This window comes from Pseudomonas sp. GD03903 (genome assembly GCF_029840045.1).
Classification (GTDB): domain Bacteria; phylum Pseudomonadota; class Gammaproteobacteria; order Pseudomonadales; family Pseudomonadaceae; genus Pseudomonas; species Pseudomonas pseudonitroreducens.
The window spans coordinates 157,693-172,759 of the sequence record NZ_JAOCBT010000007.1 but is presented as its reverse complement, the minus strand read 5'-3'; the positions used below and the strand labels follow the sequence as shown (position 1 = coordinate 172,759).

Here is a 15,067-nt window from a genome sequence, read left to right as displayed (position 1 = left end):
GCATTCGCAGGCATTTTCAAGCCCGCGAGCGGCCGGATTACCGGCCGCGGTACAGCGGAGAGACTCAGGCGGCAGAAGGACGCTGAGTGAAGACCTGATCGATCAGACCGTACTTGACAGCATCGTCACCACTCATGAAGCGGTCACGGTCAGTATCGCGGGCGATGACGTCCAGCGGCTGGCCGGTGTGATGCGCCAGCACCTGGTTCAGGCGTTCCTTGATGAAAAGGATTTCCTTGGCATGGATCTCGATGTCCGAGGCCTGGCCCTGGAAGCCGCCCAGCGGCTGGTGGATCATCATCCGCGAATGCGGCAGGCAGTAGCGCTTGCCAGCGGCGCCGCCAGCCAGCAACAGGGCGCCCATGCTGCACGCCTGACCCACGCAGATGGTGGACACGTCAGGCTTGATGAACTGCATGGTGTCGTAGATCGACATGCCAGCAGTCACGGAGCCACCCGGGGAGTTGATGTAGAGGTGGATGTCCTTGTCCGGGTTCTCGGCCTCGAGGAACAGCAGCTGGGCCACCACGAGGTTGGCCATGTAGTCCTCGACCTGGCCGACCAGGAAGATGATCCGCTCCTTCAGCAGGCGCGAATAGATGTCGTAGGAACGCTCACCGCGGGCGGACTGCTCCACCACCATCGGCACCAGACCACCAGCGGCCTGAATGTTCGGAACTTGCGGCATATAAGGATTATGCATGTCCGACGATCACTCCCTAATAAAAAGTCATGTCTCTATAGACGCACAAGCCAGCCCGAAGGCTGGCTTGTGACAATCGAACGAAGCGCTGGATCAGGCCGCTTGCGGAGCTTCTGCAGGCTTGACCGCGTCTTCGTAGGATACCTGCTTGTCGGTCACATTGGCCTTCTGCAGGACAGTATCTACAACTTGTTCTTCCAGTACAACCGAACGCACTTCGTTCAGTTGCTGGTCGTTCTTGTAGTACCAGGCAACAACTTGTTCCGGCTCCTGGTAAGCCGAAGCCATTTCTTCGATCATTTCGCGAACGCGGGCTTCGTCAGCCTTCAGTTCGTGCTGCTTGACCAGCTCGGCGACGATCAGACCCAGCACAACGCGACGCTTGGCCTGCTCTTCGAACAGCTCGGCCGGCAGTTGGTCGGGCTTGATGTTGCCACCGAACTGCTGGACAGCCTGCACGCGCAGACGATTGACTTCGTTGCCGATCAGGGCTTTCGGAACTTCGATCGGATTGGTCTCGACCAGACCTTCCATCACCTGGTTCTTCACCTTGGACTTGATGGCCTGACGCAGCTCACGCTCCATGTTCTTGCGAACTTCGGTGCGGAAGCCTTCCAGAGTGCTTTCCTTCACGCCGAACAGAGCGAAGAACTCTTCGTTCAGTTCCGGCAGCTTCGGCTCGGCGACGCTGTTGACGGTAGCGGTGAACTCGGCAGCTTTGCCGGCCAGGTCCAGGTTCTGGTAGTCCTCGGGGAAGGTCACGTTCAGAACGCGCTCTTCACCGGCCTTGGCGCCGACCAGGCCTTCTTCGAAGCCCGGGATCATGCGGCCGGAGCCCAGTACCAGCAGGGTGCCCTTGGCAGAGCCGCCAGCGAAGGCTTCGCCGTCGATCTTGCCGACGAAGTCGATGTTCACCTGGTCGTCGTTCTGAGCGGCGCGGTCAACGGCTTCGAAGCGGGTGTTCTGCTTGCGCAGGATTTCCAGCATGTTGTCGAGATCGGCATCGGCCACGTCGGCCTGCAGGCGCTCGACCTTGATGCCGTCGAAACCGGCAACCTGGAATTCAGGGAAGACTTCGAAGGTAGCGATGTACTCGAGGCCCTTCTCCTTCTCGAACACTTTCGGCTCGACGGACGGAGCGCCAGCCGGGTTCAGCTTCTGCTCGACCACGGCTTCGTAGAAGGTTTCCTGGATCAGGTCACCGAGGGCTTCCTGACGAGCGGCGGCTTCGTAGCGCTGACGGATCACGCTCATCGGCACCTTGCCGGGACGGAAGCCAGGAACCTTGGCGCGACGAGCGGTCTGCTGCAGACGCTTGTTGACTTCGGTCTCGATACGCTCGGCCGGCACGCCAACAGTCATGCGGCGCTCAAGAGCGGAGGTGCTTTCAACGGAAACTTGCATGGATATTCCTCGTGGCACAGACGTAAGCCGGTCCTTCCGGCTCCCAGAATCAAGGGCAAGCATTCTAGTAGCTAGAAATGCAGAAGTCACCCTGACTGGAAGCTGCGGAAATTCACGGATGCGAGAGCTTATGGAAAGAAGATGGTGCGGACGGAGAGACTCGAACTCTCACAGCTTGCGCCACTGGAACCTAAATCCAGCGTGTCTACCAATTTCACCACGTCCGCAGGGTACCGCAGAAACGAAAACGCCAGGCTCTGGGCCTGGCGCTTCGGAATATGGGGTGGACGATGGGAATCGAACCCACGACACCAGGAGCCACAATCCTGTGCTCTACCAACTGAGCTACGCCCACCATATTACACTTGCTTGTTCCGAACGCCACATGGCGCACCCGGCAGGACTCGAACCTGCGACCATCCGCTTAGAAGGCGGATGCTCTATCCAGCTGAGCTACGGGCGCTTTAAGTGGCGGCAACCCTTGCTAAGCAGACTCAGTGAAACCACTGAATCGGTTGGCACCGCCTCTTTCGTGTTTCAGGCTGTGCTCGGCAAGCGGGGCGCATGTTATCGATGAGGCCATACCCCGTCAACAACTTTTTTAAAAAAAATTCAAAGAGATAAAGGAGTTACGGCAAATCGGGGGCGCCCGCCTTTGCCTTATGAAGGCAGCGTGCGAAAATGCGCGCCTTCTTTTCACCCGCCTTAATGGTTATCCCCCCGACATGACTGCAAAACTGATCGACGGCAAAGCGATCGCCGCCAGCCTCCGCCAGCAGATTGCCCAACGCGTCAACGAACGCCGCCAGCAAGGACTGCGCATCCCCGGCCTGGCTGTGATCCTGGTCGGCAGCGACCCCGCCTCTCAGGTCTATGTCGCGCACAAGCGCAAGGACTGTGAAGAGGTCGGTTTTATCTCCCAGGCCTACGACCTCCCCGCCAGCACCACCCAGGAAGAGCTGCTGGCATTGATCGACCGCCTGAATGCCGATCCGGCCATCGACGGCATTCTGGTCCAGCTACCCCTCCCCGCCCATCTCGATGCTTCCCAACTGCTGGAGCGCATCAACCCGGACAAGGACGTGGACGGCTTCCACCCCTTCAACGTTGGCCGACTGGCCCAGCGCATCCCGCTGCTGCGCCCGTGCACGCCGAAGGGCATCATGGCCCTGCTGCAAAGCACCGGTGTCGACCTGTACGGCCTGGACGCCGTCGTCGTAGGCGCTTCCAACATCGTCGGCCGCCCCATGGCACTGGAACTGCTGCTGGCTGGCTGCACCGTGACCGTCACTCACCGCTTCACCCGCGACCTGGCCGATCACGTCGGCCGCGCCGATCTGGTGGTAGTTGCCGCCGGCAAACCCGGCCTGGTAAAGGGCGAGTGGATCAAGGAAGGCGCCATCGTCATCGACGTGGGCATCAACCGCCAGGAAGACGGCAAGCTGGTCGGCGACGTGGAATATGACGTGGCTGCCGAGCGCGCCAGCTGGATCACCCCGGTTCCAGGCGGCGTCGGCCCCATGACCCGCGCCTGCCTGCTGGAAAACACCCTGTACGCTGCCGAACACCTGCATCCCTGACAGGTTCGACACGCACAAGAAAAAGGCCGCTGATTCAGCGGCCTTTTTCATTTCCGGGCGGTGATTACTCGGCGAGACGCCAGGTGGTACCACCCTTGCCGTCTTCCAGCACCACGCCCAGAGCGGTCAGCTCGTCGCGAATGCGGTCGGATTCGGCCCAGTTCTTCGCCGCGCGGGCATCCAGGCGCGCCTGGATCAGCGCGTCCACCTGCGCCGCATCGACCTTGCCGGCCGCGCCGGCCTGGAGGAACTCGTCGGCATCCATCTGCAGCACGCCGAGCAGAGCTCCCAGCTCACGCACACGAGCCGCCAGCGTGGCAGCCGCCGCCAGATCACTGTCGCGCAGGCGGTTGACCTCGCGGACCATCTCGAACAGCACGGCAACCGCTTCCGGCGTACCGAAATCGTCGTCCATCGCTGCGCCGAAACGCTCGACGAACTCCTCACCACCCTGAGCAGCCACCTGCGGAAGGCCACGCAACGCGGTGTAGAAACGTTCCAGCGCGCCCTTGGCTTCCTTCAGGTTGTCCTCGGAATAGTTGATCGGGCTGCGGTAGTGGCTGGAGACCAGCAGGAAGCGCACGACTTCCGGGTGGTACTTCTCCAGCACTTCGCGGATGGTGAAGAAGTTGCCCAGAGACTTGGACATTTTCTCGCCGTCCACGCGCACTGCACCCGCGTGCATCCAACTGGCCGCGTAGAGCTTGCCAGTGGCAGCCTCGCTCTGGGCGATCTCGTTCTCGTGGTGCGGGAACACCAGGTCCGGGCCGCCGCCATGGATGTCGAAGGTCTCACCCAGGCAGCAGGTGGACATCACCGAGCACTCGATGTGCCAGCCCGGACGACCAGCGCCCCAGGGCGACTCCCAGCTCGGCTCGCCCGGCTTGGCGCCTTTCCAGAGCACGAAGTCCAGCGGGTCTTCCTTGGATTCGTCGACCTCGATGCGCGCACCGATGCGCAGGTCTTCGATCTTCTTGCGCGACAGCTTGCCGTAGCCGGCGAACTTGCCGACCCGGTAGTAGACGTCACCGTTGCCCGGCGCGTAGGCGTAGCCCTTGTCGATCAGGGTCTGGATCATCTCGTGCATGCCGGCGATGTGGCCGGTGGCGCGCGGCTCGATGTCCGGACGCAGCACCGACAGGCGCGCCTCGTCCTCGTGCATCGCGGCGATCATGCGGGCGGTCAGGTCCTCGAACGATTCGCCGTTCTCCTGGGCGCGACGGATGATCTTGTCGTCGATGTCGGTGATGTTGCGCACGTAAGTCAGGTCATAGCCGCGATGACGCAGCCAGCGGGCGATGACGTCGAACGCGACCATCACGCGGGCATGGCCGATGTGGCAGAAGTCGTAGACGGTCATGCCGCACACGTACATGCGTACCTGGTTGCCGACCAGCGGCTTGAAAGCGTCCTTGGTTTTGGACAGCGTGCTGTAGATCTGCAGTTCAGCCATCGCTCACTGCCCCCAGGAATCGCGCAGGGTCACAGTGCGGTTGAACACCAGAGCGCCAGCCTTGGAATCCTTGGCGTCGGCGCAGAAGTAGCCCTCGCGCTCGAACTGGAAGCGGTCGTCGGCGGTGGCGCTGGCCAGCGACGGCTCGGCACGGCAGCCCTTGAGCACCACCAGGGATTCCGGATTGATGTTGTCGAGGAAGCTGCCGCCCTCTTCCGACTTCTCCGGGTTGGCGGAGCGGAACAGGCGGTCGTACAGGCGCACTTCGCACTCGACGCTCTCGGCGGCCGGCACCCAGTGGATCACGCCCTTGACCTTGCGACCTTCGGGGTTCTTGCCCAGGGTGTTCTCGTCGTAGCTGCAGCGCAGTTCGACGATGTTGCCGATGGCATCCTTGATGGCTTCGTCGGCGCGAATCACGTAGCTGCCGCGCAGGCGCACTTCGCCGCCCGGGATCAGGCGCTTGTAGCCGGCCGGCGGGACTTCCTCGAAATCGCTGGCGTCGATGTAGATCTCGCGGCTGAACGGCAGCACGCGCGCACCCATGTCCTGCTTCGGATGGCGCGGCAGTTCGAGGTTCTCGACCTGGCCTTCCGGGTAGTTGGTGATGACCACCTTCAACGGCTTGAGCACGCACATGGCGCGGCCGGCATTGGCGTCGAGGTCGTCACGGATGGCGAACTCCAGCATGCCGATGTCCACCAGGCCGCCGGCGCGGTTCACGCCGATCATGTCGCAGAAGGCGCGGATCGACGCCGGGGTATAGCCGCGGCGGCGGTAGCCGGAGAGGGTCGACATGCGCGGGTCGTCCCAGCCATTCACGTGATTCTCATCCACCAACTGCTTGAGCTTGCGCTTGCTGGTGATGGTGTAGTTCAGGTTCAGGCGCGCGAATTCGTACTGGCGCGGCTGGGCCGGGACCGGCAGGTTGGCCAGGAACCACTCGTACAGCGGGCGGTGATCCTCGAACTCCAGGGTGCAGATGGAGTGGGTGATGCCCTCGATGGCGTCCGACTGACCATGGGTGAAGTCGTAGCTGGGGTAGATGCACCACTTGTCGCCCGTCTGGTGGTGATGGGCGTGGCGGATACGGTAGAGGATCGGGTCGCGCAGGTTGATGTTCGGCGAAGCCATGTCGATCTTCGCGCGCAGCGAACGGGCACCGTCCGGGAACTCGCCGGCCTTCATGCGAGCGAACAGGTCCAGGTTCTCTTCCACCGAGCGCTCACGGAACGGGCTGTTCTTGCCCGGCTCGGTCAGCGAGCCACGGTAGGCGCGCATTTCCTCGGCGTTGAGGTCACAGACGAAGGCCTTGCCGGCCTTGATCAGGTCGACTGCCCAGTCGTGCAGCTGGTCGAAATAGTTGGACGCGTAGCGCACCTGGCCGGCCCACTCGAAGCCCAGCCACTTCACGTCAGCCTCGATGGCGTCGATGTATTCCTGGTCTTCCTTCGCCGGGTTGGTGTCGTCGAAGCGCAGGTGGCAGTCACCGCCGAACTCCTTGGCCAGGCCGAAGTTCAGACAGATGGACTTGGCATGACCGATATGCAGGTAGCCGTTGGGCTCCGGCGGGAAGCGGGTGACGATCTTCTGGTGCTTGCCACTGTCCAGGTCGGCCTGGACGATGGGGCGCAGGAAGTTGGCGGCAACGGTGGCTTCTTTCGTATCGGCGGTAGGCTTGCTCATGGTGTCCTTGATCATTCTGTCGTTCAGCCAGGGTAGGCCGGCCAAACCAAAGCGCTTATCATAGCCGAAGCTGTCAACCCCCTGACAGGCCTTCGATTTTTCCAAAGAGCGGATTTCCCTGATGACTACCACCGTCAAACTGCAGACCAACTTCGGCGATATCACCCTTGAACTGTTCGACGACAAGGCGCCGGAAACCGTGGCCAACTTCAAGGAGTACGTTAAGGCCGGCCACTACGACAACACCGTGTTCCACCGCGTGATCAACAACTTCATGATCCAGGGCGGCGGCTTCGAACCGGGCATGAAGCAGAAGAGCACCCGCAAGTCGATCAAGAACGAAGCCAACAATGGCGTCGGCAACAAGATCGGCACCGTTGCCATGGCCCGCACCATGGAGCCGCACTCGGCCAGCGCGCAGTTCTTCATCAACGTCGCCGACAACGATTTCCTCAACCACAGCGCACCGACCGTGCAGGGCTGGGGCTACTGCGTGTTCGGTGAAGTGAAGGACGGCATGGACGTGGTCAACAAGATCAAGACCGTCGCCACCACCATGCGCTCCGGCCACCAGGACGTCCCGGCCGACGACGTGATCATCGAGAAAGCCGAAATCATCGGCGAGTGAGTCGATGAGCGTCCTGTTCATCTCGGACCTGCATCTTGAAGCGGAACGCCCGGACATTACCCGGGCGTTCTTGCATTTCCTTTCCACTCGCGCCCGCACGGCGCAGGCGCTGTATATCCTCGGCGACTTCTTCGAAGCCTGGATCGGCGACGATGGTATGGACGAGTTCCAGCACTCCATCGCCCGTGCCCTGCGCGAACTGTCCGACCATGGCACGCGTATCTACCTGATGCATGGCAATCGCGACTTCCTGATCGGCCAGGCGTTCTGCCGGGAGGCCGGATGCACCCTGCTGCGCGACCCGAGCCTGATCGATCTGGGCGGCGAGAAAATCCTGCTGATGCACGGCGACAGCCTGTGCACCCTCGACGCGGCCTATATGAAGCTGCGCCGCTGGCTGCGCAACCCGCTGACGCTGTTCATCCTGCGCAACCTGCCGCTGGCAAGCCGCCACAAGCTGGCGCGCAAGCTGCGCAAGGAAAGCCGCGCGCAGACGCGCATGAAGGCCAGCGAGATCGTCGACGTTACCCCGGCGGAAGTGGAGAAGATCATGCGCGGCAAGGGCGTGCGCATCCTGATCCACGGCCATACCCATCGCCCCGCCGTCCACGAACTGGAGATCGACGGCCGCCCTGCGCGGCGCATCGTCCTCGGCGACTGGGACCGCCAGGGCTGGGCGCTGGAGGCCGACGAACACGGCATGCAGCAGGCGCCTTTCCCGCTCTGATCGGCAAGGCCACGCCAATGGTGGCCTTTCGATGCCGACCCCGCCGCACTATCAGACGTTTCCACTTGACCGACACCCGCGATCTTACGCAGCATCGCCGGCTCGCTCACTCAAGGAAGAAACATGCTGATCTCCAAGGGAAATCTCATCAAATTCGGCGCCGCCCCGGTGGCGCTGGTCGCTGCGGGCTTCATCCTGTTCAACGGGGTCTTCTTCTATAACGAAGCCGGCTTCATGACCCACGTACGGACCATCTTCGGCGACGAGAAGATCGTTGACGACGTGGGCTACGCCACCAAGTGGTTCGGCCGCGCCACCACCTGGAAGAAAGCCATCAGCGTGCAGTCCGTGCTGGTCATGGACGACAACGACAACAACCCCGAGAACGACGGGCTTGGCGCCACCATCGAAGCCTTCCCGATCGTCTTCCTCGGCAATGTCGACGCCAAGGTCGAGTCCTCTGCACGCTTCCGCCTGCCTGGCGGCGAACAGTTCCTGAAGATGGCCCAGGAATACCGCAACCCGGACAACTTCATCCGCACTGCACTGGTCCCAGCGATCAAGGAAACCCTGCAGGCCACGGCCTCGCTGATGACCGCCGACGATTACTACGCTGGCGCGCGCAGCGAATTCGCCGCGGAGTTCGAGAACCAGCTCAACGACGGCCTCTACCTGATCAAGCGCAAGGAAGTCCGCGGGCCGCGCGGCGCCGTACCGCACCAGACCGCGATCCTGCAGGCTGGCACCGAACAGGGCAGCTTCGGCGACAACAACGCCAGCCAGTTCGTCACCGAGAAGGTCACCGACGGCAAGGGCATCCCGGTACGCAAGCAGCAGCAGTTCCGCAAGTTCGGCGTTGAAGTGGTGGAGGCGCGCATCACCAACGTTGATCCGAACCCGCAATACAAGCAGCGCATGGTCAAGGTGCAGCAAGCACTGGCCGAGCTGGCCGTGGCTCGTCAGAACCGCCTGAAGGAAGAAGAAGAGAAACTGCTGGTCACTGCCCGCGGCGAGAAGGAAGTGGAAGCCAAACGCCAGGAAACCCTGCGCGACCAGATCGAGCGCACCACCCAGGCTGAAACCGAGAAGCAACTGGCGGTGATCAACGCCGAGCGCGAGAAACAGCGCGCCGAGATCGAAAAGCAGACCGCCGAACTGCTGCGCGACAAGGCCACCGTCACCGCGCAGGCCACCAAGGTCACCGCCGATGCCGAGGCCTACGCCCGTGAAGCGGTGATCAAGGCGGACGGCGCACTGCAGCCCAAGCTCGATGCGCTGATCGCCATCAACAAGGTCTGGGCCGAAGCCGCCGCCCAGGCGCCGGTGCCCAGTGTGATGATGGCCGGCGGGCAGACCAGCGCCAGCAGCCGCCAGGACGAGATCGGTCAGTTGATGGGCGTTCTGGCGACCAAGGCCGCGCGCGACCTGGCGCTGGACCTGAAGGTAAAAGACTGACGCCGCATCTGTAGGAGCGAGCTTGCTCGCGAACCAGCCCAGCGCCGGAGCTGCCGGAAAATTTGTTCGCGAGCAAGAACTAGGCGTCCCCCTCGCTCCTACGAAGAACCAAGAAAAAAGCGCCCGGCTGGGCGCTTTGTTCATTCCGGCGAATGGCTCAGGCCGCCAGCTCCGCCGGCACGCCGCTGTGAAAACGGAATTCGCTGTCCGGCGACTGAATCAGGCTGGCCTCCACCTCACGAATCTCCGCCACCCGACGCTCGATATCGGCGTCATCGCCGTAACGCCGCGCCAGGCTCAGGTAGCCCTGGAAATGCCGCGCCTCGGATTTCAGCAGTGAGCCGTAGAACTTCGCCAGGTCGGCATCCAGGTGGTCCACCAGCGCAGCGAAGCGTTCACAGCTGCGGCATTCGATGAAGGCGCCGACGATCAGCGTATCCACCAGCTTCTGCGGCTCGTGGTTGCGCACCACCGCGCGCAGGCCGGAAGCATAGCGCCCGGCGGAAATCGGCCGCAGCGGGATGCCGCGCTTCTTCAGGATCGCCAGCACCTGCTCATGGTGGCGCAGCTCCTCGCGAGCCAGGCGCGACATGAAGTTCACCAGTTCCTCGTGGGCGCTGTACTTGGCGATCAGGGCCAGGGCCGTGCTGGCGGCCTTGAACTCGTTGTTCTTGTGGTCGATCAGCATCACTGCCTGATCCCGCAGCGCGGCTTCCACCCACGCATCCGGCGTGGCACAACCGAGGAATTCCCTGATTTCGGACAGCATCTTCTTGCTCCAGACGACTCAGCGCACCGGCGCCTGGCTGGCCGGTGCAATAAAGGCGGAGCATTATACGGGGGCCGCCGCGCGGAACCAGCTTCCGGCGTTGATATGCCTCAACGTCATGACGGCAATATCCCGACTACAGTGGTTCCACATAAACAACGCGCACGAAGGGAGACGATCATGCAAGCCATCCGTAGCATCCTCGTAGTCGTGGACCCGGACCAGCCGGAAGGTCTCGCGCTGAAACGGGCCCGCCTGATCGCCAGCGTGACCCAGTCGCACCTGCACCTGCTGGCCTGCGAGCGGCGCGCCGATTACAGCGCCAAGCTCGAGGAAGTTGCCGAGGTGCTGCGCCAGGAAGGCTTCAGCGCTTCCAGCCGCCAGGCCTGGAAGGACAACCTGCACCAGACCATCATCGCCGAGCAGCAGGCCGAGGGCTGTGGGCTGGTGATCAAGCAGCACAGCCCGGACAACCCGCTGAAAAAGGCCCTGCTTACCCCGGACGACTGGAAGCTGCTGCGCTTCTGCCCTGCCCCGGTGCTGCTGGTGAAAACCAGCCTGCCCTGGGCCGGACGCAACATCCTCGCCGCCGTGGACGTGGGCAACAACGACATCGAGCACCGCACCCTGCATGCCGGGATTGTCAGCCACGCCTACGATATCGCCGGGCTTGCCCACGGCCAGTTGCACGTGATCAGCGCCCACCCGTCGCCGATGCTCTCGGCCGCCGACCCGACCTTCCAGCTCAGCGAGACCATCGAGGCCAAGTACCGCGAGGCGTGCAAGGCGTTCCAGGCCGAATACGGCGTGGACGACCAGCACCTGCACATCGAGGAGGGCCCGGCGGACGTGCTGATCCCTCGCGCGGCGCACAACCTCGACGCAGCAGTGACGGTGATCGGCAGCGTGGCGCGCACCGGGCTGTCCGGCGCGCTCATCGGCAACACCGCCGAAGTGGTGCTCGACTCCCTGGAAAGCGACATCCTGGTGCTCAAGCCGGACGACATCATCGCCCACCTGGAAGAAATCGCCGCCAAGCCCTGACGGATGTGAGGAACAGGGTCCTACAGAAAGCAAAAGCGCCCATCCGGGCGCTTTTTTATTAGCCAGAAGAGATCAGACCCGCGACTCCAGCCCCTCAGCCAGGAAGCTCGGCGCGATATAGCGCTCGTAATGCGCCTCGGAGAGGATGAAGAATTCCTTGTCGATGGCGTCGCGCAAGTCCGGCAGTGCCCAGCCGCGGAACTCCGGCAGCAGTGCCAGGCCATAGGCTTCCACCTGGTTGATCATCCGCGAGCCGCGGGCGATCAGCTGGTAGGCCCAGCAATAGGGCGACTGCTCGGGCACGAAGCGTATCTGCCGCTGCTCCAGCTGGCTGCGCAGCAGCGACGCATCGAAGACTTCCAGCTTGGCCATCATCACCTGCGCCAGCAGGACTTCCAGACGGCTCAGGACCGCCCGCTTCTCCTCGTCGCCGTAGCGGTTCCAGTTCACCACTTCGTGGTGGAAACGCTTGCAGCCACGGCAGACCAGGTCGCCATAGACCGTCGAGCAGAGCCCGACGCAGGGAGTTTTGATGCGTTGCGAAGACATGGTTGAACAGGTTGCCGGCAAAGCGGGCATGTTAGCCCTTTGTCTAGGCAAGTTCACCCTCGGGCGCCACGCAAATCGGCTTACCAAGGCCCATTAATTCCATTAGAATGGCTGCGCCTTTTTGGCGTCATTGTCCGAAAGAAGCTGTTTTCAAAGCGTCACGAAGCACAGATTCCGGCAGCCGCGCGGTCTGGGCGCCTCCCTCAAGCGCCCAGTCCCTCACGTCCCAGGCCCCACCGGCGTAAAACTTTGAAAACAGCTTCTGCCCGGAGATCGCCGGTGCCGTCGTAGGTCAGTGGATTACCGTCCACCATGCCTGACGAATGGATCGGAGGGGTCTCCTGGATACGCGTCCTCCGGGACCACTGATGAGGGAAATACTGTGCTTGAAGCCTATCGCAAACACGTAGAAGAGCGTGCCGCCCAGGGCGTCGTGCCCCAGCCGCTGAACGCCGAACAGACCGCTGGTCTGGTCGAACTCCTGAAGAACCCGCCGGCCGGCGAAGAAGAATTTCTCCTCGACCTGATCACCAACCGCGTACCGCCGGGCGTGGACGAAGCCGCCTACGTCAAGGCCGGTTTCCTGTCCGCCGTAGCCAAGGGTGAAGCCACTTCCCCGCTGCTGTCCAAGACCCGCGCCCTCGAGCTGCTGGGCACCATGCAGGGCGGCTACAACATCGCCACCATGGTCGAACTGCTGGACAACGCCGAGCTGGCCGAAGTCGCCGCCGCGCAACTGAAGCACACCCTGCTGATGTTCGACGCCTTCCATGACGTCGCCGAGCGCGCCAAGAAAGGCAACGCCGCCGCCAAGGCCGTGCTGCAGTCCTGGGCCGATGGCGAGTGGTTCAAGGCCCGTCCGGCCGTCGCCGAGAAGCTGACCCTGACCGTGTTCAAGGTCCCCGGCGAAACCAACACCGACGACCTGTCCCCCGCTCCGGACGCCTGGTCGCGCCCTGACATTCCGCTGCACGCCCTGGCCATGCTGAAAATGGCCCGCGACGGCATCGAGCCGGTCCAGCCGGGCTCCGTCGGTCCGCTGAAGCAGATCGAAGCCGTCAAGGCCAAGGGCTTCCCGGTTGCCTACGTCGGCGACGTGGTCGGCACCGGTTCGTCCCGCAAGTCCGCCACCAACTCGGTGCTGTGGTTCTTCGGCGACGACATCCCCTACGTTCCGAACAAGCGTGCTGGCGGCTTCTGCTTCGGCACCAAGATCGCCCCGATCTTCTACAACACCATGGAAGACGCCGGCGCCCTGCCGATCGAATTCGACTGCACCAACCTGGCCATGGGCGACGTCATCGACGTGTACCCGTATGAAGGCAAGGTCGTGCGTCATGACAGCGGCGAAGTGGTCACCACCTTCGAGCTGAAGACCCCGGTTCTGTTGGACGAAGTCCGCGCCGGCGGCCGTATCCCGCTGATCGTTGGCCGTGGCCTGACCGAGAAGGCCCGCGCCGAGCTGGGCCTGGGTGCCTCCGACCTGTTCAAGAAGCCGGAAGCGCCGGCCGACAGCGGCAAGGGCTTCACCCTCGCGCAGAAGATGGTTGGCCGCGCCTGCGGTCTGGCCGAAGGCCAGGGCGTACGTCCGGGCACCTACTGCGAACCGAAGATGACCACCGTCGGTTCCCAGGACACCACCGGCCCGATGACCCGCGACGAGCTGAAAGACCTGGCTTGCCTGGGCTTCTCCGCCGACCTGGTAATGCAGTCCTTCTGCCACACCGCCGCTTATCCGAAGCCGATCGACGTCAAGACCCACCACACCCTGCCGGACTTCATCATGACCCGCGGCGGTGTCTCCCTGCGTCCGGGCGACGGCATCATCCACAGCTGGCTGAACCGCATGCTGCTGCCTGACACCGTCGGCACCGGCGGCGACTCGCACACCCGCTTCCCGATCGGCATCAGCTTCCCGGCCGGTTCCGGCCTGGTGGCCTTCGCCGCTGCCACCGGCGTCATGCCGCTGGACATGCCGGAATCGGTTCTGGTGCGTTTCAAGGGCAAGCTGCAACCGGGCATCACCCTGCGTGACCTGGTCCATGCAATCCCCTACTACGCGATCCAGGCTGGCCTGCTGACCGTCGAGAAGAAAGGCAAGAAGAACATCTTCTCCGGCCGCATCCTCGAGATCGAAGGTCTGAACGACCTGACCGTCGAGCAAGCCTTCGAGCTGTCCGACGCCTCCGCCGAGCGTTCGGCTGCCGGTTGCACCATCAAGCTGCCGGAAGAGGCCATCGCCGAGTACCTGAAGTCCAACATCACCCTGCTGCGCTGGATGATCGGCGAAGGCTACGGCGACGCCCGTACCCTGGAGCGTCGCGCGCAAGCGATGGAAGCCTGGCTGGCCAACCCGCAACTGCTGGAAGCCGACAAGGACGCCGAGTACGCCGCGGTCATCGAGATCGACCTGGCCGACGTCAAGGAGCCGGTACTCTGCGCTCCGAACGACCCGGACGACGCTCGCCTGCTGTCCAGCGTACAAGGCCGCAAGATCGATGAAGTCTTCATCGGTTCCTGCATGACCAACATCGGTCACTTCCGCGCTGCCGGCAAACTGCTGGACAAGGTCAAGGGTGGCATTCCGACCCGTCTGTGGCTGGCTCCGCCGACCAAGATGGACGCCCACCAGCTGACCGAGGAAGGCTACTACGGCATCTACGGCAAGGCTGGCGCGCGCATGGAAATGCCAGGCTGCTCGCTGTGCATGGGTAACCAGGCTCGCGTACAGACCGGTTCGACCGTGGTCTCCACTTCGACCCGTAACTTCCCGAACCGTCTGGGCGACGCCACCGACGTGTTCCTGGCATCCGCCGAGCTGGCCGCCGTTTCCTCGATCATCGGCAAGCTGCCGACCGTCGAGGAGTACATGGCCTATGCGAAGGACATCGACAGCATGTCTGCCGATATCTACCGCTACCTGAGCTTCGACCAGATCGCCGAGTTCCGCGAAGCTGCAGCCAACGCGAAGATCCCGGCCGTCCAGGTCTGAGACTCCTAGCGTGATGAAAGCCCCGCCCAGTGCGGGGCTTTTCTTTTGCGCAGGCCCGAAATAGAAGCTTCCAGCCC

At 63.0% G+C, this 15,067-nt stretch carries 12 protein-coding genes and 3 tRNA genes; 6 read left to right on the top strand and 9 right to left on the bottom strand.

Annotated features, from left to right (window positions below; all coding sequences use genetic code 11):
- Nucleotides 1-64 precede the first annotated feature (64 nt).
- The 5 genes from clpP to N5C91_RS13565 form a co-directional block, all read right to left on the bottom strand.
- Nucleotides 65-703 carry an ATP-dependent Clp endopeptidase proteolytic subunit ClpP gene (clpP, locus tag N5C91_RS13585; protein ID WP_024763281.1) on the bottom strand — a complete coding sequence of 213 codons (639 nt, stop codon included), beginning with the start codon at nt 701-703 and terminating at the stop codon, nt 65-67.
- Between the two features lie 93 nt (nt 704-796).
- A complete protein-coding gene (tig, locus tag N5C91_RS13580) occupies nt 797-2,107 on the bottom strand; it encodes a trigger factor (RefSeq protein WP_037010414.1) in 1,311 nt (436 codons plus the stop codon).
- Between the two features lie 142 nt (nt 2,108-2,249).
- Nucleotides 2,250-2,334, bottom strand: a tRNA-Leu gene (locus tag N5C91_RS13575).
- Between the two features lie 52 nt (nt 2,335-2,386).
- Nucleotides 2,387-2,462, bottom strand: a tRNA-His gene (locus N5C91_RS13570).
- A gap of 31 nt (nt 2,463-2,493) precedes the next feature.
- A tRNA-Arg gene (locus tag N5C91_RS13565) sits at nt 2,494-2,570 on the bottom strand.
- A 262-nt stretch (nt 2,571-2,832) separates the two neighbouring features.
- Here N5C91_RS13565 and folD point away from each other — a divergent pair.
- The gene (folD, locus tag N5C91_RS13560; RefSeq protein WP_236175169.1) at nt 2,833-3,687 is read left to right on the top strand and encodes a bifunctional methylenetetrahydrofolate dehydrogenase/methenyltetrahydrofolate cyclohydrolase FolD; all 855 of its coding nucleotides are present in this window, start codon (nt 2,833-2,835) and stop codon (nt 3,685-3,687) included.
- Nucleotides 3,688-3,751: 64 nt separating this feature from the next.
- Here the strand turns inward: folD and cysS are convergent, their stop codons facing one another.
- Complete coding sequence (cysS, locus tag N5C91_RS13555; RefSeq protein ID WP_279830107.1) at nt 3,752-5,140, bottom strand: cysteine--tRNA ligase; 1,389 nt, start codon at nt 5,138-5,140, stop codon at nt 3,752-3,754.
- Nucleotides 5,141-5,143: 3 nt separating this feature from the next.
- Nucleotides 5,144-6,826, bottom strand: a complete 1,683-nt coding sequence (locus N5C91_RS13550) for a glutamine--tRNA ligase/YqeY domain fusion protein (RefSeq protein WP_279830106.1) — start codon at nt 6,824-6,826, stop codon at nt 5,144-5,146.
- A gap of 121 nt (nt 6,827-6,947) precedes the next feature.
- Here N5C91_RS13550 and N5C91_RS13545 point away from each other — a divergent pair, with 121 nt between their 5' ends.
- The 3 genes from N5C91_RS13545 (at nt 6,948) to N5C91_RS13535 (ending at nt 9,636) form a co-directional block, all read left to right on the top strand.
- A complete protein-coding gene (locus N5C91_RS13545) occupies nt 6,948-7,454 on the top strand; it encodes a peptidylprolyl isomerase (protein ID WP_024765728.1) in 507 nt (168 codons plus the stop codon).
- A 4-nt stretch (nt 7,455-7,458) separates the two neighbouring features.
- Nucleotides 7,459-8,181: a UDP-2,3-diacylglucosamine diphosphatase gene (lpxH, locus tag N5C91_RS13540; RefSeq protein WP_279830105.1), complete on the top strand. Its 723-nt coding sequence runs from the start codon at nt 7,459-7,461 to the stop codon at nt 8,179-8,181.
- Nucleotides 8,182-8,304: 123 nt separating this feature from the next.
- On the top strand, nt 8,305-9,636 hold the full coding sequence (locus N5C91_RS13535; RefSeq protein ID WP_236175173.1) for an SPFH domain-containing protein: 1,332 nt from the start codon (nt 8,305-8,307) through the stop codon (nt 9,634-9,636).
- A 157-nt stretch (nt 9,637-9,793) separates the two neighbouring features.
- Here the strand turns inward: N5C91_RS13535 and miaE are convergent, their stop codons facing one another.
- Nucleotides 9,794-10,405, bottom strand: a complete 612-nt coding sequence (gene miaE / locus N5C91_RS13530; protein ID WP_279830104.1) for a tRNA isopentenyl-2-thiomethyl-A-37 hydroxylase MiaE — start codon at nt 10,403-10,405, stop codon at nt 9,794-9,796.
- Nucleotides 10,406-10,585: 180 nt separating this feature from the next.
- Here miaE and N5C91_RS13525 point away from each other — a divergent pair, with 180 nt between their 5' ends.
- Nucleotides 10,586-11,449, top strand: a complete 864-nt coding sequence (locus N5C91_RS13525; protein WP_236199744.1) for a universal stress protein — start codon at nt 10,586-10,588, stop codon at nt 11,447-11,449.
- Nucleotides 11,450-11,521: 72 nt separating this feature from the next.
- Here the strand turns inward: N5C91_RS13525 and N5C91_RS13520 are convergent, their stop codons facing one another.
- Complete coding sequence (locus N5C91_RS13520; RefSeq protein WP_279830103.1) at nt 11,522-11,998, bottom strand: DUF1289 domain-containing protein; 477 nt, start codon at nt 11,996-11,998, stop codon at nt 11,522-11,524.
- Nucleotides 11,999-12,380: 382 nt separating this feature from the next.
- Between N5C91_RS13520 and acnB the strand changes: the two genes are divergently transcribed.
- Entirely contained in the window at nt 12,381-14,990 is a 2,610-nt protein-coding gene (gene acnB / locus N5C91_RS13515; RefSeq protein WP_236199743.1) for a bifunctional aconitate hydratase 2/2-methylisocitrate dehydratase, read from the top strand.
- Nucleotides 14,991-15,067 lie beyond the last annotated feature (77 nt).

Bases quoted from the DNA above. Each gene is read 5' to 3' on its own strand.
- clpP (WP_024763281.1), bottom strand. From the start codon at position 703: ATGCATAATCCTTATATGCCGCAAGTTCCGAACATTCAGGCCGCTGGT.
- tig (WP_037010414.1), bottom strand. From the start codon at position 2,107: ATGCAAGTTTCCGTTGAAAGCACCTCCGCTCTTGAGCGCCGCATGACT.
- folD (WP_236175169.1), top strand. From the start codon at position 2,833: ATGACTGCAAAACTGATCGACGGCAAAGCGATCGCCGCCAGCCTCCGC.
- cysS (WP_279830107.1), bottom strand. From the start codon at position 5,140: ATGGCTGAACTGCAGATCTACAGCACGCTGTCCAAAACCAAGGACGCT.
- N5C91_RS13550 (WP_279830106.1), bottom strand. From the start codon at position 6,826: ATGAGCAAGCCTACCGCCGATACGAAAGAAGCCACCGTTGCCGCCAAC.
- N5C91_RS13545 (WP_024765728.1), top strand. From the start codon at position 6,948: ATGACTACCACCGTCAAACTGCAGACCAACTTCGGCGATATCACCCTT.
- lpxH (WP_279830105.1), top strand. From the start codon at position 7,459: ATGAGCGTCCTGTTCATCTCGGACCTGCATCTTGAAGCGGAACGCCCG.
- N5C91_RS13535 (WP_236175173.1), top strand. From the start codon at position 8,305: ATGCTGATCTCCAAGGGAAATCTCATCAAATTCGGCGCCGCCCCGGTG.
- miaE (WP_279830104.1), bottom strand. From the start codon at position 10,405: ATGCTGTCCGAAATCAGGGAATTCCTCGGTTGTGCCACGCCGGATGCG.
- N5C91_RS13525 (WP_236199744.1), top strand. From the start codon at position 10,586: ATGCAAGCCATCCGTAGCATCCTCGTAGTCGTGGACCCGGACCAGCCG.
- N5C91_RS13520 (WP_279830103.1), bottom strand. From the start codon at position 11,998: ATGTCTTCGCAACGCATCAAAACTCCCTGCGTCGGGCTCTGCTCGACG.